21 protein-coding genes are annotated in these 23,166 nt (G+C 65.8%); 17 read left to right on the forward strand and 4 right to left on the reverse strand.

The window, feature by feature from the left end:
* Nucleotides 1–31: 31 nt before the first annotated feature.
* Entirely contained in the window at nt 32–472 is a 441-nt protein-coding gene (locus ASG11_RS07195; RefSeq protein ID WP_055777065.1) for a copper chaperone PCu(A)C, read from the reverse strand.
* Nucleotides 473–636: 164 nt separating this feature from the next.
* Here ASG11_RS07195 and dnaK point away from each other — a divergent pair, with 164 nt between their 5' ends.
* From dnaK to ASG11_RS18685, 3 genes are all read left to right on the forward strand, one after another.
* Nucleotides 637–2,544, forward strand: a complete 1,908-nt coding sequence (dnaK, locus tag ASG11_RS07200) for a molecular chaperone DnaK (RefSeq protein ID WP_055777068.1) — start codon at nt 637–639, stop codon at nt 2,542–2,544.
* A gap of 121 nt (nt 2,545–2,665) precedes the next feature.
* A complete protein-coding gene (dnaJ, locus tag ASG11_RS07205; RefSeq protein WP_055777071.1) occupies nt 2,666–3,784 on the forward strand; it encodes a molecular chaperone DnaJ in 1,119 nt (372 codons plus the stop codon).
* 213 nt (nt 3,785–3,997) lie between these two features.
* Nucleotides 3,998–4,168, forward strand: a complete 171-nt coding sequence (locus ASG11_RS18685) for a hypothetical protein (RefSeq protein ID WP_156363682.1) — start codon at nt 3,998–4,000, stop codon at nt 4,166–4,168.
* 137 nt (nt 4,169–4,305) lie between these two features.
* Here the strand turns inward: ASG11_RS18685 and ASG11_RS07210 are convergent, their stop codons facing one another.
* Both ASG11_RS07210 and purB read right to left on the reverse strand, forming a co-directional pair.
* Entirely contained in the window at nt 4,306–5,808 is a 1,503-nt protein-coding gene (locus tag ASG11_RS07210) for a glycosyltransferase family 39 protein (protein ID WP_055777074.1), read from the reverse strand.
* A gap of 4 nt (nt 5,809–5,812) precedes the next feature.
* Entirely contained in the window at nt 5,813–7,129 is a 1,317-nt protein-coding gene (gene purB, locus ASG11_RS07215) for an adenylosuccinate lyase (RefSeq protein ID WP_055777077.1), read from the reverse strand.
* A 208-nt stretch (nt 7,130–7,337) separates the two neighbouring features.
* On the opposite strand from purB, the gene ASG11_RS07220 reads away from it, so the two are divergent.
* The gene (locus ASG11_RS07220) at nt 7,338–7,835 is read left to right on the forward strand and encodes an EF-hand domain-containing protein (protein WP_055777080.1); all 498 of its coding nucleotides are present in this window, start codon (nt 7,338–7,340) and stop codon (nt 7,833–7,835) included.
* Nucleotides 7,836–8,024: 189 nt separating this feature from the next.
* Here the strand turns inward: ASG11_RS07220 and radC are convergent, their stop codons facing one another.
* Nucleotides 8,025–8,720: a RadC family protein gene (radC, locus tag ASG11_RS07225; protein ID WP_055777083.1), complete on the reverse strand. Its 696-nt coding sequence runs from the start codon at nt 8,718–8,720 to the stop codon at nt 8,025–8,027.
* Between the two features lie 92 nt (nt 8,721–8,812).
* Between radC and ASG11_RS07230 the strand changes: the two genes are divergently transcribed.
* The 13 genes from ASG11_RS07230 to ASG11_RS07290 all read left to right on the forward strand — a co-directional run bounded on the left by ASG11_RS07230 (nt 8,813) and on the right by ASG11_RS07290 (nt 23,146).
* Nucleotides 8,813–11,980, forward strand: a complete 3,168-nt coding sequence (locus ASG11_RS07230; protein ID WP_082472645.1) for a YdbH domain-containing protein — start codon at nt 8,813–8,815, stop codon at nt 11,978–11,980.
* Nucleotides 11,977–12,168, forward strand: coding sequence for a YnbE family lipoprotein (locus ASG11_RS07235; RefSeq protein WP_055777086.1), 192 nt, complete (start codon nt 11,977–11,979; stop codon nt 12,166–12,168). The genes ASG11_RS07230 and ASG11_RS07235 overlap by 4 nt, the downstream gene beginning before the upstream one ends.
* A 2-nt stretch (nt 12,169–12,170) precedes the next feature.
* Entirely contained in the window at nt 12,171–12,557 is a 387-nt protein-coding gene (locus tag ASG11_RS07240; protein WP_055780487.1) for a YdbL family protein, read from the forward strand.
* 415 nt (nt 12,558–12,972) lie between these two features.
* Nucleotides 12,973–13,263, forward strand: coding sequence for an AtpZ/AtpI family protein (locus ASG11_RS07245; protein WP_055777090.1), 291 nt, complete (start codon nt 12,973–12,975; stop codon nt 13,261–13,263).
* A gap of 32 nt (nt 13,264–13,295) precedes the next feature.
* A complete protein-coding gene (locus ASG11_RS07250) occupies nt 13,296–14,054 on the forward strand; it encodes a F0F1 ATP synthase subunit A (protein WP_201781333.1) in 759 nt (252 codons plus the stop codon).
* A gap of 76 nt (nt 14,055–14,130) precedes the next feature.
* Entirely contained in the window at nt 14,131–14,343 is a 213-nt protein-coding gene (locus ASG11_RS07255; RefSeq protein WP_055777096.1) for a F0F1 ATP synthase subunit C, read from the forward strand.
* Between the two features lie 48 nt (nt 14,344–14,391).
* On the forward strand, nt 14,392–14,886 hold the full coding sequence (locus tag ASG11_RS07260; RefSeq protein ID WP_055777098.1) for a F0F1 ATP synthase subunit B family protein: 495 nt from the start codon (nt 14,392–14,394) through the stop codon (nt 14,884–14,886).
* Nucleotides 14,879–15,433 (forward strand): F0F1 ATP synthase subunit B family protein, encoded by a 555-nt coding sequence (locus tag ASG11_RS07265; RefSeq protein WP_055777101.1) that lies wholly within the window; start codon nt 14,879–14,881, stop codon nt 15,431–15,433. Before ASG11_RS07260 ends, ASG11_RS07265 begins: the two co-directional genes overlap by 8 nt.
* 260 nt (nt 15,434–15,693) lie before the next feature.
* Entirely contained in the window at nt 15,694–16,020 is a 327-nt protein-coding gene (locus ASG11_RS07270) for a hypothetical protein (RefSeq protein ID WP_055777102.1), read from the forward strand.
* A 179-nt stretch (nt 16,021–16,199) separates the two neighbouring features.
* The gene (gene uvrC, locus ASG11_RS07275) at nt 16,200–18,125 is read left to right on the forward strand and encodes an excinuclease ABC subunit UvrC (RefSeq protein ID WP_055777105.1); all 1,926 of its coding nucleotides are present in this window, start codon (nt 16,200–16,202) and stop codon (nt 18,123–18,125) included.
* Nucleotides 18,126–18,292: 167 nt separating this feature from the next.
* The gene (locus ASG11_RS07280; protein ID WP_055777108.1) at nt 18,293–21,091 is read left to right on the forward strand and encodes a DUF3857 domain-containing protein; all 2,799 of its coding nucleotides are present in this window, start codon (nt 18,293–18,295) and stop codon (nt 21,089–21,091) included.
* 193 nt (nt 21,092–21,284) lie between these two features.
* Complete coding sequence (locus ASG11_RS07285; protein WP_055780490.1) at nt 21,285–22,235, forward strand: polysaccharide deacetylase family protein; 951 nt, start codon at nt 21,285–21,287, stop codon at nt 22,233–22,235.
* On the forward strand, nt 22,232–23,146 hold the full coding sequence (locus ASG11_RS07290) for a GNAT family N-acetyltransferase (RefSeq protein WP_236697415.1): 915 nt from the start codon (nt 22,232–22,234) through the stop codon (nt 23,144–23,146). The genes ASG11_RS07285 and ASG11_RS07290 overlap by 4 nt, the downstream gene beginning before the upstream one ends.
* Nucleotides 23,147–23,166 lie beyond the last annotated feature (20 nt).

Consider the following 23,166-nt stretch of genomic DNA (forward strand, 5'->3'; position numbering starts at 1 on the left):
CGTCGTTTTTTGGGGCGAGCCAGGTGCGGGCTTACTCCGCCGGTGGCGGATCGCCGGCGGCGATGGCGATGGCGTTGGTGCGGACGCGCTGGCCGTTGGTGAAGGTGAACAGCAGCGGCACCTTCGATCCGCGTTTGATGCCCGGGTTCATGTCGAACAGCATGACGTGCTTGCCGCCGGGCGCGAACTTCGCCTCGCCATGCGCGGGGAGGGGGACGGCCTGGATCGGCTTCATCGCCATCATCGTGCCGGACTTCATCGACTCGTGCATTTCGGAGCGGATCGCGACGGTGCTCTCGACGCTCATCAACGTCACGTCGGCGGGGCCGCCCTTCAGCGTGAAATAGGCCGCGGCCGGGTTGCGCGGCACCGCCGCCAGACGGACATAGGCACCCTCCGCGGCGATCTGGGCCGGCGGGCTGCACCCGGCGAGTGCGAGCGTCGTGACGAGGATGGGCAACAAGGCGCGCAAAGCTGGCTCCCGCTTCGGGATGGTTCAAACGACTCTAAGGCCGGGACAATCTTGCGGCAAGCGAAAGCCCCCCTATATCGCCTTCAGTGAAGCGGCCCGGCCCTTGAAAAAGGTTCCCTGGCCGACAGGCATTTTTTTAGAGAAGACGGGGACCAAACAGGACCATGGCTAAAGTTATCGGTATCGATCTGGGCACGACCAACTCCTGCGTTTCGGTGATGGAGGGCGGCAAGCCCAAGGTGATCGAGAATGCGGAAGGCGCGCGGACCACGCCGTCGATCGTCGCGTTCGCCAAGGACGGCGAGCGACTGGTCGGCCAGCCGGCCAAGCGCCAGGCGGTGACCAATCCGGAAAACACGGTGTTCGCGGTGAAGCGCCTGATCGGCCGTCGCTTCGACGATCCGATCACCAAGAAGGACACCGAACTGGTGCCCTATCACATCGTGAAGGGCCAGAATGGCGACGCGTGGGTGCAGGCCGGCGGCAAGGATTATTCGCCGTCGCAGATCAGCGCGTTCACGCTGCAGAAGATGAAGGAAACCGCCGAGGCCTATCTCGGCGAGACGGTGACGCAGGCGGTGATCACCGTGCCGGCCTATTTCAACGACGCGCAGCGCCAGGCGACCAAGGACGCCGGGCAGATCGCCGGTCTCGAAGTGCTGCGCATCATCAACGAGCCGACCGCGGCGGCGCTCGCCTACGGCCTCGACAAGGACACCAACAAGACGATCGCGGTCTATGACCTTGGCGGCGGCACGTTCGACATCTCGATCCTCGAGATCGGCGACGGCGTGTTCGAAGTGAAGGCGACCAACGGCGACACGTTCCTGGGCGGCGAGGATTTCGACAACAAGCTGCTCAACTTCCTGGCGAGCGATTTCCAGAAGGCCGAGGGCATCGACCTGACCAAGGACAAGCTGGCTCTGCAGCGTCTGAAGGAAGCCGCGGAAAAGGCGAAGATCGAGCTGTCTTCGGCCGCCACGACGGAAGTGAACCTGCCGTTCATCACTGCCGACCAGAACGGGCCGAAGCATCTCGTCAAGCAGATCACCCGGTCCGACCTGGAAAAGCTGGTCGAGGATCTGATCCAGCGTACGCTGGAGCCGTGCAAGAAGGCGCTGGCCGATGCCGGCGTCAAGGCGGCGGACGTCACTGAAGTCGTGCTCGTCGGCGGCATGACGCGCATGCCCAAGGTCCGCCAGGTGGTGAAGGACTTCTTCGGCAAGGAACCGCATTCGGGCGTCAACCCGGATGAGGTCGTGGCGATGGGTGCCGCGATCCAGGCCGGCGTGCTGCAGGGCGACGTGAAGGACGTGTTGCTGCTCGACGTGACGCCGTTGTCGCTGGGCATCGAGACGCTGGGTGGCGTGTTCACCCGGATGATCGATCGCAACACGACGATCCCGACCAAGAAGAGCCAGACTTATTCGACCGCGGACGACAATCAGGGCGCGGTGACGATCCGCGTGTTCCAGGGCGAGCGCGAGATGGCGGCGGACAACAAGATGCTCGGCCAGTTCGACCTGGTCGGCATTCCGCCGGCACCGCGCGGCGTGCCGCAGATCGAGGTGACGTTCGACATCGACGCCAACGGCATCGTCAACGTCTCGGCGCGCGACAAAGGCACGGGCAAGGAGCAGCAGATCCGCATCCAGGCCTCGGGCGGGCTCAGCGACAAGGACATCGACCAGATGGTCCGCGACGCCGAGCAGTTCGCCGAGGACGACAAGAAGCGCCGTGCGGCGGCCGAGGCGAAGAACAACGCCGACAGCCTGATCCACACGACCGAGCGGCAGCTCGCCGACAATGGCGACAAGGTGGACGCCGCGCTGAAGGGCGAGATCGAAGCGGCGATCGCGGAAGCGAAGGCGGCGGTCGAGAGCAACGATCCGGAAGCGATGAAGACCAAGTCGGACGCGCTGGCCCAGGTTGCGATGAAGCTCGGCCAGGCGATCTACGAGAAGCAGGCCCAGGCCGAAGCGTCGCCCGAGGGCGAGGCCGGTGCAGAAGCGCCGAAGGAAGACGTGGTCGACGCCGAGTTCTCGGAAGTCGACGACAACCACAAGGCGTAAACACAATGCACCTCGTTCGTCATGCCAGCGCAGGCTGGCATCTCATGCGGCAAGGGAGCGCCCTTGCCGCGAGAGACCCCAGCCTGCGCTGGGGTGACGGATTTGGGGGCGGGGGCCCAAGATGACCACCGAAGTCGATTTCTACGAACTGCTCGAGATCGAGCGCACCGCCGACGATGCGACGATCAAGTCGTCGTATCGCAAGCTGGCGATGAAATACCATCCGGACAAGAATTCCGGATGCAAGGACAGCGAAGGCAAGTTCAAGGCGATCAGCGAAGCCTATGACTGCCTGAAGGATCCGCAGAAGCGCGCGGCCTATGATCGCTTTGGCCATGATGCGTTCCGCAATGGCGGCGGCGGTGGTGGCGGCCAGGGTGGCGGCTTCGGCGATTTTGGCGACATCTTCGAGAATATCTTCGGCGAATTCATGGGCGGGCAGCGTGGGCAACAGCGCGGGCCCAGGCGCGGCGCGGACCTGCGCTACGACATGGAAATCACGCTGGAGGACGCGTTCCAGGGCAAATCGACCGAAATCACGGTCGACGTCTCGGCGCAGTGCGACACGTGCAGCGGCACCGGCGCCAAGCCCGGCACCAGCGCCAAGGGCTGCGCGACGTGTGGCGGGCATGGCAAGGTGCGCGCGCAGCAGGGCTTCTTTGTGGTCGAGCGGACCTGCCCGGCCTGCCACGGCGCGGGCCAGGTGATCGCCGATCCGTGCGGCGATTGCCACGGCGAAGGCCGGGTCGAGAAGACCAAGACGCTGACCGTCAACATCCCGCCCGGGGTGGACGAGGGCACGCGCGTTCGCCTGACCGGCGAGGGCGAGGCGGGTGCGCGGGGCGCACCGCCGGGCGACCTCTACATCTTCCTGCACGTGGCGCGGCACGCGCTGTTCGAGCGCGAGGGCACGACATTGTTCGCGCGCGCGCCGATCAGCTTCACCACCGCGTCGCTTGGCGGTGAGATCAGCATTCCGGGTCCGGACGGCGTGAACCATGCGATCAAGATTCCGGCCGGCACCCAGAGCGGGCGCGAACTACGCCAGCGCGGCGCGGGCATGCCGGTGTTGCAAGGGCGCGGGCGAGGCGATCTGGTCGTGCGGCTCGAGGTGGAAACGCCGACCAAGCTTTCGGCCAAGCAAAAGGACTTGCTCGAGCAGTTTCGCGCAACCGAGAACGGCGACTGCAACCCGCAGAGCGAGGGCTTCTTCCAGAAGATGAAAAGCGCCTGGGGGTGAGGGATTTGGACGGGGCGGATAGGGCTTCCGCCTCGGCCTTGCTTTAACGCTTCCCCGGCGGAGGCCGGGGTTCAGTGGCGCGGGTCGATGTTATGTCGCGCAGCGCCAGACCACTTCTTTCTCCCGACTGGGCCCCGGCCTTCGTCGGGGAAGCGCAATGCTGGGTCGGTGCGTGCGAACCGTAAAAACCGTCAGCGACTGGAACGGCGTTCGATGGAACGCGCGTTCGAAAATCTTGACCCCGCCAGCCGTGTCCGCCCCTTTCGATTCTTCGAAAAGGGCGGGCTGGCCGATGGGTCAGAAGGCGAAGATCGCCCCGACCACCAGCGCTTGAGCCGCAAGGGCCAGCATTCCGCTGACCACGGCTTCGAAAGTGCGCATTGATAGTCTCCGAGAGTGCCGGATAAGTCCGGTCCGGCTCAAATAGGATTATTTCTTTTCCGCGCAATATTGTTGCGCGCAACTGCGAGTGCAATTTTTGCACTTTTGTTACGGGATACACGGCGCTCGAGCGGTCGATCTCAGCGCGGGAGATGCAGCGTCAAATCGCCGGCCTGTTCGCGACGCGGATAGGCCACGTCGATGGCATCGGCAACGACCGGATTGAAGCGTTGGTCGTAGAGTGTCTTCCCCCGATCGCCGCGCGTGACGAAAAAGCCGAAATCGCCGCGCCGGACGCGGGCGGCAAGCGCTCGTTCGTCGTACACGCCGGCCCCGCCCAGTTCGGCGACGATCGCCGGCTCCCACAGGATCGGCTGGCCGGCACGGAGCAGCAGCACCATGTCGTCGGTGACGACCGGCTTCGGGCTGGCGCGGATGCGGGCGACGAGGGCGTCGAGCGCGACGCGGTCGCGCGCCGCTTTGGTGGTGTCGGGTGCAAGCGGCGGGTCGCTCATCTGCACCGCCAGTCCCAAGCCGACCAGCACGAGCAGCGACAGGCTGGGGCGGGCGGGCAGGCGGAGGGCGGCGCGTAACAGCGGAATTACGGCTAGGCCGATCAACACGGCGATCCCGGAGAACCAGTCGATCAGGTAATTGTCGCTCGCGCCCGATTTGAGGATCGCGGGGAGCATCAGCGTCTTGAGCGCTAATGTAAGGACGACGATGGCGAGCGTAACGAGGCTGGGGTCGCGGGGGAGACGCTCGCGCAAGGTTCGCCACCCCAGGTTGTGGCGCGCCGTGATCAGGCCGATCGTGCCGAGCGCCAGCGTGACGATGCTGGCGAGCAGGACCGCGCCGAGCATCGCCGCATGCGCCCAGACGATGCGGTTGATGTTGTAGAACAGGATGTTGACGAGGAAATAGCCACCGCTCGTCGCTTCCAATACCACCAGCGCGACACCGCCGGAAACGAGCGCGGCGGCGAGCATCGTCCATGCCGCGCGGCGATTTGCCAGCAGCAATACGAGGAAAGCGGCGGCGGGCGCGGGCAGGTTGGTCTGGCGAGTGTAGAGCGCGGCGGCGAAGGCGATGCCGGCGGCGATCGCCAGCCTCGGCCGCCGCGCGGATGCGGCGGCGAGGGCCATGCCGGCGAGCGTAATCGCACAGGCGAGCATGTCGATGCGCATCAGCACCGCCCAGGTGAGCACCACCGGCAGCGTGACGAATGCGAGCGCCGCGAAGGCGGCCGCGGCGTGGCGGATGCGGCGGGGCGGGCCCAGCGGAATCGCCCGGGCCGTGAGCAGCGCGATCAGCAGCGCGCAGATCGCGGTCGCGACGAACGATACGAGCCGGCCGGCATAGAGTTCGTCGATCCCGAACGCGTGCGCGGTCGCGGCGGTGGCGAGCGGGTAGACCGGGGGATATTCGAACACGAAAGCCGGGAAGGCTTGCAACGGCGTATAGCCATGGCCAGCGAGGATGTAGCGCATCTGCTGCCACACCACGCCCTCGCCGTAATCGAGATCATAGGGGTAATCGAAGGCGAAAGCGGCGTGCGCGGCGAGCCGGGCCAGGCCCCAGGCGAAGGCGAGCGCGGCGAGCAGCAAGGCCGCACGGGCCGGCCAGACGCTGCGCTCGGTCACCCGCTCAGGCCGGACCGAAGACGCGGTCGAAGATCGTATCGACATGCTTCAGGTGATAGCCGAGGTCGAACTTGTCCTCGATGTCCGCCACCGACAGAGCGGCGGTGACTTCGGGATCGGCCTTGAGCAATTCCATCAACGAGAGTTCGCCGTCCGAATCCCACACCTTCATCGCGTTGCGCTGGACGAGGCGGTAGGAGTCCTCGCGGCTGACGCCGGCTTGTGTGAGCGCCAGCAGCACGCGTTGCGAATGGACGAGGCCGCCCATCTTGTTGAGATTCTTCTCCATCCGCGCCGGATAGACGACGAGCTTGTCGATCACGCCGGTCAACCGGGCGAGAGCGAAATCGAGCGTGATCGTGGCGTCGGGACCGATATAGCGCTCGACCGAAGAGTGGCTGATGTCGCGTTCGTGCCACAGCGCCACATTCTCCAGCGCCGGCGTCACATACCCGCGGACCATGCGGGCGAGACCGGTGAGATTCTCAGTCAGCACCGGGTTGCGCTTGTGCGGCATCGCCGACGAACCCTTCTGGCCGGGGGAGAAGAATTCCTCGGCTTCCAGCACTTCGGTGCGCTGCAGATGGCGGATTTCGGTGGCGAGGCGTTCGATCGACGAGGCGATCACGCCGAGGGTCGCGAAATACATCGCATGGCGATCGCGCGGGATGACCTGGGTCGAGACGGGTTCGATCGCGAGCCCCATCTTCGCCGCGACGTGCGCTTCGACGGCAGGATCGATATTGGCGAAGGTGCCGACCGCACCGGAAATCGCGCAGGTGGCGATGTCGGCGCGCGCGGCGACCAGCCGCGCGCGGTTGCGGGCGAATTCGGCATAGGCCTGAGCGAGTTTCAGGCCAAACGTGACCGGCTCGGCATGGATGCCGTGGCTGCGGCCGATCGTGGCGGTCAGCTTGTGTTCGCGCGCCTTGCGTTCCAGCACGGCGAGTAGCGCATCGAGATCGGCGATCAGGATGTCGCTGGCCTGCGCCAATTGCACCGACAGGCAGGTGTCGAGCACGTCGGACGAGGTCATGCCCTGATGCATGAAGCGCGCCTGATCGCCGACATTGTCCGCGACCCAGGTGAGAAAGGCGATCACGTCGTGCTTGGTGACGGCCTCGATCGCGTCGATGGCAGGCACGTCGATCTCGGGATTGGTGTTCCACCACGCCCATAAGGCGGCGGCGGCTTCCTTGGGAACCACGCCGAGGTCGGCCAAGGCATCGGTGGCGTGCGCCTCGATCTCGAACCAGATGCGGAACCGCGCCTCCGGCGTCCAGAGCGCGGCCATTGCGGGGCGGGAATAGCGGGGGACCATGCTGGGTTCCTCTAACAGGCGAGACGAAAGGCGGCGCGGTCCTTAGCGGGATTCGCGGTGACCCGGGCGTTAGCAGGGACGGGCCGAAGCTCCAAACGCAAGCGAAATGAACAAAGCGGCAGGATGATGGTTGGTATAGGCAAGCCTGTTGGCGCGAGTGCGAAAGCATTCACCGGGCTTCGAACAGTTTAATATTCGGAGAAAAACCATGTTGAAGCATATTCTTCTGGCCAGTGCCGTGATGATTTCTACGCCTGTTCTGGCGCAGACCCAGCCGGCCCCGGCGCAGTCCGCTCCGGCGACTCAGCCAGTCCCGGCGCAGACTGCGCCGGCCGCCACTGCACCGGCTCCGGTCGAAGCAGCACCGGCACCGGACAACGTGGCGCAGGCGACTCCCGCGACCGATCCGGCAGCAGGGCCGCCAAGTCAGGTAGCGGCACAGCCCGCCCCGACCAACAAGGCGGAACAGGTCGCGGCGGTTGTGGGCAAGGAATTCCCGACCTATGACAAGAACAAGGACGGGAAGCTCGACACGGCTGAGTTCGAATCCTGGATGATCGCGCTGAAGACCGCGAGCGATCCGGCGACCAAGGCGAACAGCCCGGAAACCAAGACGTGGGTCGGGCAGGCGTTCGCCAGCGCGGATACCGACAAGAACAAGTCGGTTTCGATGACCGAGTTGAACGCGTTTCTTGCTCAGGGCTGATTTGGCGCTGATGTGAGATGCGGAATGGCCGCCGGACCTTCGGGTTCGGCGGCTTTTTATTTCGTCATCCCGGACTTGTTCCGGGGTCCGCCAAGCGGCTTTGTTTGGACATTTGGGGCCAGCGATAAGCGCGCGGAACGGTGGACCCCGGAACAAGTCCGGGGTGACGGTTGGTGTCGTGGCTAGGATTTAGATCAGCCCCATCGCGCGCAGGCTCGCATGGCCGCCGCTTCCGATGATGACATGGTCGTGGACCGCGATGTTCAGGCGCTTGCCGGCTTCCATGATGTTGCGCGTCAGATCGATGTCGGCGCGGCTGGGGGCTGGGTCTCCGCTGGGATGATTGTGCACCAGGATGATCGCGGCCGAGCCGAGATCGATCGCGCGACGGATCACCTCGCGGACATAGACGGCGGCCTGATCGATCGAGCCCTGGCTCATCAGTTCGTCGCGGATCAGCATGTTGCGGGTGTTGAGGTGCAGCACGCGAACGCGCTCGATCGGATGATGCGCCATATCGGCGCGGAGATAGTCGAGCAGCGCCTGCCAGTTGGCGAGCACGGGGCGATCGGCGATCGCGGATCTGACCAGCCGGATCGCGGCGGCATGGGCGATCTTGAGCGCGGCGATCGAGGTGTCGCCCATGCCCGACACGCGCGAAAGCGCCTCCGGATCGGCGGTGAGCAGCCCGCCGATCCCACCGAATTCGCGGAGCAATTGCTTGGCCAGGGGCTTCGTATCGCGGCGGGGAATGGCGAGAGCGAGGAGATATTCGACGAGTTCGTGATCGAGCAGACCGTCGCCACCGGTTTCGACGAGGCGTTGGCGCAGCCGGGCGCGGTGGCCGGCATTGTCGTTCACCGGTTCGGGGTCTGGAACGCTCATCGGCGCGAAGGATTACGCAGGCCGGGCCGGGCGCGCAATTGCATGACGCGGCTCCGCCCCTATGCTGGCGGCGATTTGGAGAGTGCGAAGGCGTGACGGCGAGTAGCGACGAGGAAGAAGGGCGACGTCGCCGCCTGCCGCGCCTGGGGCGGGGCGCGCGAATCGTAAGCGTGATCGCGATCGTGCTGTTGGTCGGGCTGATCGCGTTGTGGACGCAGCGCAAGCCGATCGCGAGCGGATATGTCGATCGCTATCTGGCCGAGCGGGGCGTGCCGGGCACCTATGACATCGCCGAACTCGGGCTGGGCCGGCAGCGGCTGACCAATGTGGTGATCGGGGATCCCGCACGGCCCGATCTGGTGGCGGACTGGGTGGAATTGCGCACCGAGCTGGGCTTTTCCGGCGCGAGCGTGGATGCGGTGCGCGCCGGGCGGGTGCGGCTTCGCGGCAAGTTGGTGGATGGTGTTTTGTCGCTGGGTGCGCTCGACAAATTGCTGGCTGCGCCGAGCGGAAAACCGTTCGCGCTGCCTGCTCTGAATGTGGATGTGGCGGATGCGCGAATGCGGCTGGAGACGCCGCAGGGGCTGCTGGGCCTGAAGCTGAGCGGGCGCGGGCGGTTGAGCGACGGGTTCAAGGGCAATCTGGCGGCGGTATCGCAGCGGCTGGAGGCCGGTGGTTGCGCGGCCGATGACGTGGCGGCGGCGCTGACGATCGGGGTAAGCAAGGCGGCCCCGTCGTTGCATGGGCCGGTGCGGGCGGGCGCGGTGTCGTGCGGGGATGTGAAGGTTCGGACACTTGGCGCGGACCTGAATGTGGCGCTGGGTGCGGCGCTGGACCGCTGGAAGGGCGACGTGCGGCTGGCGACCGGAGCGGCGTCGCATCCGCTGGTGCGAGCCGAATCGGTGGCAGGCTGGGTCGGGTTTGCGGGCACCAAGGCCGAGACCTCGGGACGGGTGAAGCTGGATACCGGACGCTTCGTGAGCGCGGAGGGATCGGGTGCGCGGCTGGGGTTCGGTGGCGAGTACAAGATCGGCCGGGAAATAGAGATCGCGCCGGGCGGCTATGTCGATGCGTCGAACGTGGCGATCGCCCCGGCACGGCTGGCGGCGGTCGCTAGGCTGGGCGCGACGGGGGCGGGAACGCCGGTCGGGCCGCTTGCTCAAGCCTTGGCGCAGGCGAGCGTCGCGGCGGGGAAGTCGATCGAGGGACAAATCCGTTTCGGATGGCGACGTGGCGGGCCGGTCGCGGTGAGCCAGTTGACCGTGTCTTCGCGGTCTGGCCTAAACGCTGCGCTTAACGACGCGAATGTGGTTTACGATCCGAAGGGCGGCACGTTGCGGGTCGCGGGCGCGCTGGCGATGGGCGGGGGTGGTTTTCCGAGTTTGAGGGCCGCTCTGGCACAGGCCGCGCCCGGCGCGGCGGTGACGGGCGTCGCTTCGCTCGATCGGCCGTACCGGGCGGGCGGGGCGAGCCTGACTTTCACACCCTTGCGGTTCAGCGCGACACCGCGCGGGAACAGCCGGTTCGCGACTCGGGTGACGGTGTCCGGTCCCTTGGGCGACGGAAGCGTCAAGGGGCTGGATGTCCCGCTGGCCGGGATCTGGAATGGGCGCGGGCGGGTCGCGATCAACCCGGATTGCGCGGCGATCGGGTGGCAAAGGCTGGCGGTATCCGGGCTGGATCTGCGGCCTGTCAGTCTTCGGCTGTGCCCGGTCGACGGCGCGATGCTGGTGATCGACGGCACCCGCATGCGCGGCGGTGCGAGAATCGCCGCGCCGCGACTGGCCGGTACGCTGGGCAGCTCGCCGATTACACTGGCCGCGTCGGCGGCGCGGTTCGCGCTGGCGGATCTGAGCTTTGCGCTCAGCGATACGGCCGTACGGCTCGGTGCGCCGGATCGCGTCACGCGGCTCGATTTCGCCCGGATCGAAGGCAAACGGGAGCGTGGCGGGATATCTGGTACGTTCGCGGGCGGCGGGGGGCAGATCGGCGCGGTGCCGCTGGTCCTGTCGGCGGCGAGCGGCGTCTGGGGCTTCGACGGGCGGCTCGGCCTGACCGGTGCGATGACGGTAAGCGATTCGGCGGCGGTGGCACGGTTCAAGCCGATGGTCGCGCGCGACGTCGCGCTGGGCCTGTCGAATGGCGTGATCGGTGTTGCGGGGCTACTCTATGATCCGGGCGGTAAGGTGTCGGTCGCCCAGATCGCGATGCGACACACGCTGGCGAGCGGCAGCGGCAGCGCCGACATCTCCGTGCCGAGGCTGGTGTTCGCAGACAAGGGGCTGCAGCCGGATGACCTGACGCCGCTGACCGCGAGCGTGATCCAGAACGTCGTCGGCACGGTGACGGGCGAGGGGCACATCCGCTGGTCGCCGGACGGGGTGACGAGCGACGGCGTGTTCCGCACCACCGACATGAACCTCGCTGCCGGGCTGGGGCCGGTGACGGGGATCACGACAGAGATCCGCTTCACCGATCTGCTCGCGCTGCAGAGCGCGCCGGGGCAGGTGGCGACGATCAAGACGATCAACACCGGCGTCGTCGTAAGCGACGGCGTGCTGCGATACCAGACCCTGCCCGAAGCGCGGATCCGGGTGGAGGATGCCCGTTGGCCGTTCGCCGGCGGCAGTCTGGTGCTGGAGCCGACCCTGCTCGACTTCTCCGACAAGCAGGAGCGGCACATGACGCTGACCGTCACCGGCATGGAGGCGGCCAAGTTCCTGCAGCAGTTCGATTTCGAGAATCTCTCCGCGACCGGCGTGTTCGACGGACGGTTGCCGATGATCTTCGATTTCACCGGCGGGCGGATCGAGAACGGCACGCTGAAGTCGCGCCCCGGCGGCGGGACGATCGCCTATCTGGGCGAAGTGTCGAAGGAGAATCTCGGCGTGTGGGGCAATCTTGCGTTTCAGGCGCTGAAATCCTTGCGCTACCGCGATCTGGATCTGGTGATGAACGGGCCGTTGGCCGGCGAGATGATCACCGAGGCGCATTTCGCGGGGCTCAACCAGGGCGAGGGCGCGAAGAGCAATTTCCTGATCCGGCGGCTGCAACGCCTGCCGTTCGTGTTCAACGTCAAGATCAAGGCGCCATTCCGGGGCCTGTTCGATTCGGTCCGCTCGTTCTACGATCCGCGCCTGCTGATCGAGCGCAACCTGCCGGCGTTGATCGAGCGGAGCGGCCGGCCGACACAGGCTCCGTCCATCACGCCGCCCGCCACCCCACCCGTTCAGCCTCAAGAAAGCGAGACCGTGCCATGACAGCATCCGTGCAATGGAGAAATTTCGTGCTGATGGGATTGATGGCGGCAAGTTCGGGGTGCGTGAACGTCAGCGCGCCGGACAAGCCGATCGAGATCAATCTCAATATCAACGTGAAGCAGGAAGTCGTATACCGCCTCGATGGCGAGGCGAAAGCGGCCATCAAGGCGCAACCGGGAATATTCTGATGATGATTCTATCTGGTGTTCGGGGCAAGGTGATGATGACGGGCGCAATGCTGCTCGCCGGTCTGTCCAGCGCGGCGTTCGCGCAGCGCGATCCGGCCTATGCCGCGGCGCGCGCGGCGGGCCAGGTGGGCGAACAGCCCAACGGCTATCTCGGCGTGGTGAGCGGCGGGGCGAGCGTCCAGGCGATCGTCGACAAGATCAACATCCAGCGCAAGGCGACCTATGCCGAAAAGGCGCAGGCGGCGGGCGTGACGATCAACGATTACGGCGTGACGTTCGGTTGCAACCTGATCGCGCAGACGAAGCCGGGCGAGAAATACAAGGCGCCGGACGGATCGTGGAAGACGCGGACGGACGCGGCGCCGGAGCGCAGCCCGAGCTGCGTGTGATTCGGTGAAGTCTGTACCGCCTATGCCGTCATTCCGGACTTGATCCGGGATCCAACGTGCGGCTGGGTAATGCTGTCGTATAGCGCGATAACCCCTCCTCGTTTGCCCTGAGCCTGTCGAAAAGGGTTGCTCGATAGGTGCTTCGACAAGCTCAGTACGGACGGACAAAGTGGGTGCACGGTCCGAATGGACGCGCCAGCGCTTGCGCTTGTGGAACGTTGGATCCCAGATCAAGTCCGGGATGACGGCGGACGGGGGATTGCCGTCATCCCATTGGTCTAAAGGCCGATCCCACAGCGGTTGACTTGGCGACCCCCCTTTTCTAAACGGGCGCCGCAACGGGGGTGTCGCTCCCATGTCTCTCGTCGCTGCGCCTTTGGCGTGGCGGCGTTTTCTTATCAGGACTTTTCAAGCGTTGGCCGACGATCGCCAGACCGATGACCTGAACAGCCGCATCGCCAGCGCGCGTGCGGCCGAGCAGGCGCGTGCCGGCGGGACCGGGCTGGGCAAGCCGGCCAAGGGCTATTCGCAGGGGTCGCGCGTACTGGCGATGCTGCTGGGCGCCTTGTTCGGCGGGGGCGTGCTGGGCTGGGCGATCGACCAGTGGTTCGGCACGAGCCCCTGGGGCCTGCTGATCGTGCTGACGCTCGCCGTAATCGGGGCTTTCATGAATATCATCAAGATGTCGAAGGAGCGCCCAGAGTGAGTGGGAATGTGAGCGCCGGCAAAATCGATCCGATGGAGCAGTTCATGGTCGAGCCCTTGCTGGGCCGCCATCTGGAACTGTTCGGCTACGACGTGTCGTTCACCAATTCGGCGCTGTTCATGTTCGTCGTGCTGGCGCTGCTGGCCGTGTTCATGGCCGGCGGCATGAAGCGCGCGCTGATCCCGGGCCGCTGGCAGGTGATGGCCGAGGGCGCGGTGAGCTTCATCGACAATATGGTGACGACCAGCATCGGTTCGGGCGGCAAGAAGTTCGCGCCGTACATCTTCTCGCTGTTCTTCTTCATTCTGTTCGCCAATTTCGTCGGCATCCTGCCGCTGGCGATCGTGCCGGGGCTGCACACCTTCGCCGTCACCAGCCACATTACGCTGACCGCGGTGCTGGCGTTCGTGTCGTTCGGCATCGTGCTGATCGTCGGGCTGGTGAAGCATGGCTTCAAATTCTTCTCCCTGTTCGTGCCACACGGCGCGCCGCTGTGGCTGATGCCGGTCATCATCCCGGTCGAGTTCGTGTCGTTCATGGTGCGCCCGTTCAGCCTCGCGCTGCGACTGTTCGTCGCGATGACCGCCGGGCACATCCTGCTCGAAGTGTTCGGCAGCTTCGTGGTGCAGGGCCTGAACGCGGGCGGCCCGCTCGGCTGGCTCGTCAGCGCGCTCAGCTTCGTGATGATCATCGGCGTCAGCGCGCTGGAGCTTCTGGTCTGCGCGATCCAGGCGTACGTCTTTGCACTTCTCACGTCGCTGTACCTGCATGACGCGGTGCATCTGCACTAGAGACATCGAGTTTTAGAGTTTTCTACCAACCACACTGAATTGATTAGGGAGTTTTGACATGACTGATACGGGTTTGATGTACATCGGTGCCGGCCTCGCAGCGATCGGCGTCGGCATGGCCGCACTCGGCGTGGGCAATGTGTTCGGTTCGTTCCTTGAGGGCGCGCTGCGCAATCCGGGCGCTGCCGACGGCCAGCAGGGCCGCCTGTTCATCGGTTTCGCAGCGTCGGAACTGTTGGGCCTGATCGCCTTCGTCGTCGCGATCCTGATCCTGTTCGTCGTCAAGTAATTCGGGTCAAGTAAACCTGACGACCTAAGTAAGAGAGAGCATCCTCCAATGCCGCAGCTTTCCCAGATCGGTGAGATCTACGCCTCGCAGCTGTTCTGGCTCGCGATCGTGTTCGCGCTGATCTATTTCGGGATCGGCAAGGCGATGGTGCCCAAGATCGAACGGACGATCGACGATCGTACCGCGCGCGTCTCGGGCGATCTCGCCGCGGCGGAGGCTGCGCACCAGAGCGCGACCGGGCTCGAGACCAGCTATCAGGCCGGTCTCGACGCGGCGCGGGCGGTGGCGTTCAAATCGGCCGCCGAGGCCAAGGCGCAGGCATCCGCCCGCGCCGAGGCGACGGTGAAGGCCGGCGATGCGACGGCAGCGGCGAATGTCGCGGCGGCGATGACCCGGATCGATGCCGCCAAGGCGACGGCCGCGTCCGACATCGAAGCGGCGACGGTCGATGCCGTGCAGGATATCGTCGCCAAGCTGTCGGGCGTGCAGGTCGATCGCGTGGCGGTCGAGCAGAAGGTGAAGGCGGAACTGGCGCATGGCTGAGGGACACCCAATCGAGGCCGTCGCGCAGACTGGCGTGGTCGAGGTTCATCACGAACCGGTCGCGTTCGGCATCAGTGCGCCGGGCTATGTCGCGCTGTCGATGCTGGTCGTGATCGGCATCATATTGTGGAAGAAGGTGCCTTCGATGATCGGGCGGATGCTCGACGCGAAGATCGCCACGATCCGTCACGATCTGGACGAGGCGGCCAAGCTGCGCGCCGAAGCCGAGGCGCAGTTGGCCGAGGCGAAGACGCGCAATGCGGCGAGCGCGGGCGATGCGGCGGCGATCGTCGCGCATGCCGAGGCCGAGGCGAAGCAACTGCTCGCCCAGGCCGAGGCGGATGCGGCGGAACTGGTGGCACGGCGCGCCAAGATGGCCGAGGACAAGATCGGTGCAGCGGAACGGCTCGCAATTTCCGAGGTCCGGGCGAAGGCTGCCGATGCGGCTGCGCGCGCTGCGGCGACGATCATCGCCGAGCGGCATGATGCCGATGCCGACAAGGTGGTGGTGGATCGCACGATCGCCGGACTCGGTCGGCCGAACTGATCGTTATACCCTGATTGCCGACTGTCGGGTCGGCCCAGTCGGTAGTCTTCGTCACCCCGGACTTGTTTCGGGATCCTCCGTGCAAGGTCGGCGATTCGTATTCGGATGACCGGACTCCAGCACCGATCCGAAGTGGCGGGCGATAAGGAGCGGCTCGTTGCGCCGCTTCCGGCCTTGATCTCACGCATTTCGAATTGCAACCAATCGCGCTAGACCTACGGCCGATGGCGAATCGTGCCATTGTCCGGAGAGCTTGATCCATGAAATTCATCGTCCTTGCCGCCGTCCTGATGCTGCCTGCCGCCGCTTCCGCCCAGACCGCGGCGCCTGCGGCTCCGGCGCCTGTTGCCCCCGCCGCGCCCGCTGCCGCGACGGCCAAGTTCACGCTCGACACGCCGATCGAGGCGATCGTCGCCGATCCGGCCGGCAAGGCGGTGATCGACAAAGATCTGCCCGGTACCACGACGCACCCGATGTACGACCAGTTCAAGGCGATGAGCCTGAACCAGGTCGCTCCGATGGCCGCAGACAAGATCACGCCGGCGGTGCTGGCCAAGGTGCAGGCCGATCTGGCGACGATCAAGTAAGGCAACCGCCGCTTTCCGTCATGCCGGACCGGGTCCGGCATCCAACGCGCCGCGAACTCGCCAGCGGATGATACGCGACGCGTTGGACCCCGGATCACGTCCGGGGTGACGGCTTCGGTTTTGGAATTGCGAGCAGCGAAGGGTGGCTTGCTCGCCCGCGAGTCCCTAAATCACCCGCAATGTCCTCTCCCAACGCCCCCGACCGTTTCAACGAAGAGAAGTCCGCCTTTGCCGTTCGCGGCGGGGGCGATGCACCGGATATCGCGACGGGCGTCGCGGCGATCCGCAACGTGCTCGCGACGCTCCCGACGCGACCGGGCGTGTATCGGATGCAGGATGCACGTGGGGACGTGCTATACGTCGGCAAGGCGCGCGCGCTGAAGAACCGCGTGACCAACTACACGCAGATCGACCGGCTCTCGAAACGCCTGCAGCGGATGGTCGCGCAGACGCGATCGATGACGATCGTCACGACCAACAACGAGGCCGAGGCGCTGCTGCTCGAGGCGCAACTGATCAAGCGCTATCGCCCGCCGTACAACGTGCTGTTGCGCGATGATAAGAGCTTTCCCTTCATCCTGCTGCGCTCCGATCACGAATTTCCGCGCATCCAGAAGCATCGCGGCGCGCGGCGCGCGAAGGGCAATTATTACGGGCCGTTCGCCAGCGCCGGATCGGTCAACAACACGCTGAACGCATTGCAGAAGCTGTTCCTGCTGCGATCATGCACCGACGGCTTCTTCAAGACGCGCGATCGGCCATGCCTGCTGTACCAGATCAAGCGCTGCTCCGCGCCGTGCGTCGGGCGGATCTCGAAGGAGGATTATGCCGATCTGAACGAGGACGCGAAGGCGTTCCTCGGCGGCAAATCCACGCAGGTGCAGGCGAAGCTCGGCAAGCAGATGGAAGCGGCGGCGGAGGCGATGGACTTCGAGCTCGCCGCAATCCTGCGCGACCGGCTGCGCGCGCTTACCTTCATCCAGGGCACGCAGGCGATCAATGCCGAGGGCGTGGGCGACGCCGACATCTTCGCGATGGCCAATGCCAACGGCGTGATGGGCATCCAGGCCTTCTTCATCCGTGGCGGGCAGAATTGGGGGCATCGCAGCTTCTTCCCGGCGCACACCAACGATGTCGCGGAAGACGAGGTGCTGACCAGCTTCCTGATGCAATTCTACGAGGAAGTGCCGCCGCCGCGCACGATCCTGCTCGATCGCGACCTGCCCGAGGCTGATTTGCTGGGTGAGGCATTGGGCGGTGCGGTCGGATTCAAGGTGAGCCTTTCGGTGCCGCAGCGCGGCACGCGGCGGCGGCTGCTCGAACAGGCGCAACGCAACGCGGTCGAGGCGCTGGAACGACGGCTGGCGGAAAGCACGACACAGGCGAAACTGCTGCGCGAGGTGGCCGAATTGTTCGATCTGGCCGAACCGCCCGACCGGATCGAAATCTACGACAACAGCCATATCCAGGGCACCAATGCGGTCGGCGCGATGGTCGTCGCGGGGCCCGAGGGCTTTCGCAAGGGCCAGTATCGCAAGTTCAACATCAAGAATCCGGAGACGCAGCCGGGCGACGATTTCGGCATGATGCGCGAGGTGTTCCAGCGCCGTTTTGCGCGCGCGCAGGCCGAGGATCCGGATCGCGATGCGGGCGACTGGCCCGATCTGGTGCTGATCGACGGCGGGCGCGGGCAGTTGAACGCGGCCAAGGCGGTGCTGGAGGATATGGGGATCGAGGATGTGTGTCTGGTCGGCATCGCCAAGGGGCCGATGCACGGGCGCGACGGTCGCGAAGTGTTCCACATGCTCGACGGCCGCGAGTTCCAGTTGCCGGTGAACGCGCCCGTGCTGTTCTATCTCCAGCGGCTGCGCGACGAGGTGCACCGGTTCGTGATCGGCGCGCATCGCGACAAGCGCTCCAAGGCGATCGGCGCGTCGCCGCTGGACGAGGTTCCGGGGATCGGGCCGGCGCGCAAGAAGGCGTTGCTGATGCATTTCGGCACCGGCCGCGCGGTGCGCAACGCGAGCCTCGCCGATCTGCAACAGGCGCCCGGCGTTTCGGCGGCGGTGGCGCAGCAGGTGTACGATTTCTATCACGGGCGGTGAATATGTATCGTCACCCCGGACTTGTTCCGGGGTCCACCGTGCCGCTTTATCAACGGCCTGATAGCCTGTGGGCCGGTGGACCCCGGAACAAGTCCGGGGTGACGGAATAGAAGTTGCCGCTCATTCGCGCCGCGCTAGACTGACCCCGTCTCTGGGGGGTAAAATTCATGTTTCGGCGTACGATCTTCTTCGCCTTGCTCGCATCGGCCGGGGTGGCGCATGCGGGGGACAAGCCGCTCTACGCGCCGGTGCCGGATTGGGTGAAGCCCGCGCCGCCGATCGACACGGCGAAGATCAAGGACGATTCGCCGATCTTCCTGATCCTCGACAGCCAGCAGCGGCTGAAGGATGGCGAGGTGACGGTGTATGCCGAAACGGCGGCGCGCGCCTCATCGCCGCAGGTGCTCGATTCGCTGGGGACCGTGACGTTGCCGTGGCAACCCGACAAGGGCGATCTGATCATCCACAAGGCGGAGATCGTGCGCGGTGCGGAGCGGATCGACCTGCTGAAGAGCGGCGAACGCTTCTCGGTCCTGCGCCGCGAGGAACAATTGGAGCAGCGCATGCTGAACGGCATGCTGACCGCGACGATGGCGGTGGAAGGGTTACGCGTCGGGGACGTGCTGCACCTCGTCTTCTCGACCACGCAGAAGGATACGGCATTGCAGGGCAATGTGCAGGCCTTCGCGCAACTGGCGACCGACCCGGTGCGCGCCGATTTCGGCCGCGTGCGGATGGTGTGGCCGGAGGGGCGGGACGTGCGCTGGAAGGCGGATGGCAGCGGGGTGACGCCGGTCGTGACCAAGGCGGGTGGCTATAACGACCTGACGATCACCGTGCCGCTGTCCAAGCAGCCGGAGATGCCCGCCGATGCCCCGCCGCGCTATCGCCATGCACCGCTTCTGGAAGCGACGAGCTTCGCCGATTGGGCGGCGATCTCCAAGGTGATGGCGCCGCTATACGAGACCAAAGGGCTGATCGCGCCGGGCAGTCCGCTGGCGGCGGAAGTTGCCAAAGTTGCCGCGCAAACGCCCGATCCGATGAAGCGGACGGCGCTCGCCTTGCAGCTGGTACAGGACAAAATACGCTATCTTTTCAAGGGGATGGACGGCGGAAATTACGTGCCGCAAACGCCGGCCCAGACCTGGACGGTGCGATACGGTGATTGCAAGGCCAAGACCTTGTTACTGCTGGCAATTCTACGAGAGCTGGGAATCGAGGCCGAGCCGGTGCTGGCGAACAGCAAGTTCGGCGACTGGGTGCCACAGCGGCTGCCGACGCCGGGTGCGTTCGATCATGTCTTCGTGCGGGCGACCGTGGCCGGCGAGAGCCTGTGGCTGGACGGCACCGGTGCCGGTGCGCAACTGGCCGACATTCGCGATACGCCGCCGTTCGGCAACGTACTGCCGCTGCGCGCCGGCGGGACGGGGCTGATGCCGATCCCCTTGCGCGTCAACGCCCGGCCCGATGTCGCGGCCACCCTGACGCGGGACGAATCCGCCGGGGTCAATCTGCCCGCGCCGTTCACGCTGGCGATGACGATGCGCGGGTCGCTGGCGCAGATCCTGCGATCGGCGCAGGGCCAGGCGAGCAAGGACCAGCTGACCCAGATGGTGGCGAAGATGAGCGAGGGCTATGTCGGGTCGGGGGCGACGATCGTCGCGCGCACGCTGAAATTCGACGAGGCCAGCGGCACCGCGACCGTCACCGCGTCCGGCGTGACCTACCCGTCCTGGAACCGCGAGAACGAACGCTATCGCACGAGCGTCGATGCCGCGCTGGACGGGCTGAAATTCGAACCCGATCGCAGTCGCACGGCGTGGCGCGACATTCCGGTAAGCAGCGGCGACAAGGCGACATATTCGCTGCGCACCCGCGTGCACCTGCCGGAGGGCGGCAAGGGTTTCACGCTGGAGGGCAATCCCAAATTGTCCGAAGTCCTCGCCGGTGCGCAGATCGATCGCAACTCGACGCTGGCCGACGGCTGGCTGACCAGCGACGTGATGGTGCAGACGACCGGCGCCGAGATCGCCGCCGCCGACATTCCGGCGGCGCGGCAGAAGCTGGCGCAGGCGAAGCAGCATCTGCTCCGCGTGATCGCGCCCGAGGCCTACCCCGCCGAGTGGCAGGTGATCCAGGCGGGCAAGGCCGCGCATCGGTTCGATCCGATCCTGGCGGTGTACAAGGCCGGAATCGCCGATCAGCCGGACAAGGCCGAGCCGTTCACCAACCGCGCCTGGTTCCTCGAACGGATCTACGACTGGCGGCCGGCGATCGACGATATCGGCCGCGCGATCGCGACCGATCCGACCGCCGACAGCTATTTGTGGCGCGGGCGGCTGTACTGGGCCGTCGGCGAAAAGGACAAGGCGCTGGCCGACATGCTGGAGGCGCGCAAGATCGATCCCGCATCCGACACGGTGATCCAGCGGCTCGCCGGCCTGTATGCCGATCGCAAGGAATACGACAAGGCGCTGGCGCTGCTCGACACGCGGATCGAGGATGGCGGCAAGGACAAGGCCGATTTCATGCTGGGCAAGGCCGATGTCCTCAGCCGGGCGGGGCGGAAGGACGATGCGATCGCGACGATCGACGCGGCCGTCGCCGCCAAGCCGGGCGCGCCCGATCTGCTCAACCAGCGCTGCTGGCTGAAGGGGACGCTGAACGTGATGCTCGATACCGCGCTGAAGGATTGCACCAAGGCGATCGCGCTGGCCGATTCGTCGGAGAAGGTGCTCGACAGCCGGGCGATGGTCTATTTCCGCATGAACCAGATGGAGGATGCGCTGGCGGACCTGAATGCGGCGCTGGATCAGGATCCGGGCCTTGCCGCGAGCCTGTATATGCGCGGCGTGATCCGCAAGAAGCAGGGCGACGCCAAAGCGGGAGAGATCGACCTGGCCGGGGCGCGACTGATGCGGCCGACGATCGACCAGACCTATGCGCAGTTCGGGATCGTGCCTTAAGGTAAGGTTTCGGTAAAAGCCCCTCCCCTTCAGGGGAGGGGTTTGGGGTGGGGCCGCGCCGCAAATACTAGCGCTGGTCTCTTCGAGAATGGACTGCCCCACCCCAACCCCTCCCCTGAAGGGGAGGGGCTAAGTAAAATCCAATCCCCCCATATTGGGGAAATCTTCACCCTCGCGTGGCTAAACCCGCGAGATGACCCCAGTTTTTCTTACCGTGGACACCGAGATCGCGTGGCGTCATCATGCCGCCGGGCTGGAAATGCCGACATTGTTCGAACGATCGATCGAACCCGCCGGGGTAGGCATCGGCTATCAACTTCGCCAATTGGCGCGATACGGCCTGAAGGCGTGCTTCTTCGTCGATCCGATGCCGGCCTTGTTGTTCGGGCTCGAGCCGTTCCGCCGCCTGATCGGCACAATCCGCGAGGCGGGGCAGGAGGTGCAGCTTCACCTGCACCCCAATTGGACCGGCGCAAGGGCGGACGATCAGGGGCGCTCGCATGCGCGGTTCGAGATGGTCGAATATACCGAGGAAGATCAGGAGGCGCTGATCTCCGGCGCGCGCGACCTGCTCGTCGCGGCCGGGGCGGAAGCGCCGGTGGCGTATCGCAGCGGATCCTACGCCGCGAACGACGCGACGCTGCGCGCGCTGCACCGGCTCGGGCTGAAATACGACAGCAGCCATAACGGCGCGGAACATCCCTGGCCGAGCCTGATCGATCTGCCGGTGCGACAGATCGCGCCGGTCGCGCGCCACGGCGTGATCGAGGTGCCGGTGACGGTGATCGAGGATCGGCCGGGATCGCTGCGCAACTTCCAGATCTGCGCGCTGTCGAGCGGCGAGATGCAGGCCGCGCTGGAGCACGCGGCGGAGCAGGATCACGCCGCCGTCACGATCGTCAGCCACAGCTTCGAACTCGCCAACCGATCGGGGACGCGCCCGAACAGCGTGCATGTGCGCCGCTTCGAGGCGCTGTGCACGATGCTCGCCGAGCGGATGGGCAGCATGCCGACGATGCATTTCGCCGATGCCGATCTGAGGCTCGACAGCCCGGACGTGCCGCTTGGGCCAAGCCCGCTGCGATCGAGCTGGCGGCAGGCCGAGCAATTGTGGTCGAACGTGATCGAGGAACGCGCCGCTTGAGCGCGCTTCCGCTACCCTTGCGGTTTCAGATCGGGGCGCGGACGCTGGGATCGATCCAGCGCAATCTGGTGCGCGTGCCGCTCGATCTGGCGGACGTGCTGGGCGGGCGGCTGCCGATGCTGCCGCCGCTGGGCGATGCGGCCGACGGCTATCAGGTGACGTCGCTGCCGGCCGAGCGGCAGGAGGCGATGGGGTTCGTCGGCTCCGGCATGATCGCCTTCGTGCGACAGAATTACGTGCGCTATTATGCCGACCTTTCGATCGGTTACGACCGCTATCTCGAAACGCTGTCGGGCAATGCGCGCAATGGCTTGAAACGCAAGACCAAGAAGATCGCCGGACTGTCGGGCGGCACGCTCGATGTGCGGGCGTTCCGCACCCCGGGTGAGATGGCCGGGTTCCATGAGGTGGCACGCGGGATTTCGGCGCGCACCTATCAGGAAAAGCTGCTCGGTTCCGGCCTGCCCGAGGATGCCGGCTTCGTGCAGCGTATGTACGCGATGGCGGCGGCGGACGATGTGCGCGCGTGGCTGCTGTATATCGGCGGCGAGCCGGCCGCCTATCTCTATTGCCCGATCCACGACGGCACGGTGATCTATCAATTCGTCGGGCACGATCCGGCGTTCGGCGATCTGTCACCTGGCAGCGTGCTGCATCTGGCGGCGATGAGGGATCTGCAGGACGAGGGTGGCCTGACGCGGTTCGATTTCACCGAGGGCGAGGGGCAGCACAAGCGCCAGCTTGCGACCGGCGGGGTGGCGTGCGTCGATCTGCTGCTGCTGCGGCGCTCGATCGCCAATCACGCGACGATCGTCGCGCTCGGCACGTTCGACGATTGTACGGCGTTGGCCAAGGCGGCGGTACGGAAATACGGGCTGGGCGATCTGGCGCGGAAGATCCGGCGGGCGTGATCGCCGCGCTTCGTGTAAGG

Origin of the sequence: Sphingomonas sp. Leaf357 (assembly GCF_001423845.1) — a bacterium.
In the GTDB taxonomy this organism is placed as follows: Bacteria; Pseudomonadota; Alphaproteobacteria; order Sphingomonadales; family Sphingomonadaceae; genus Sphingomonas.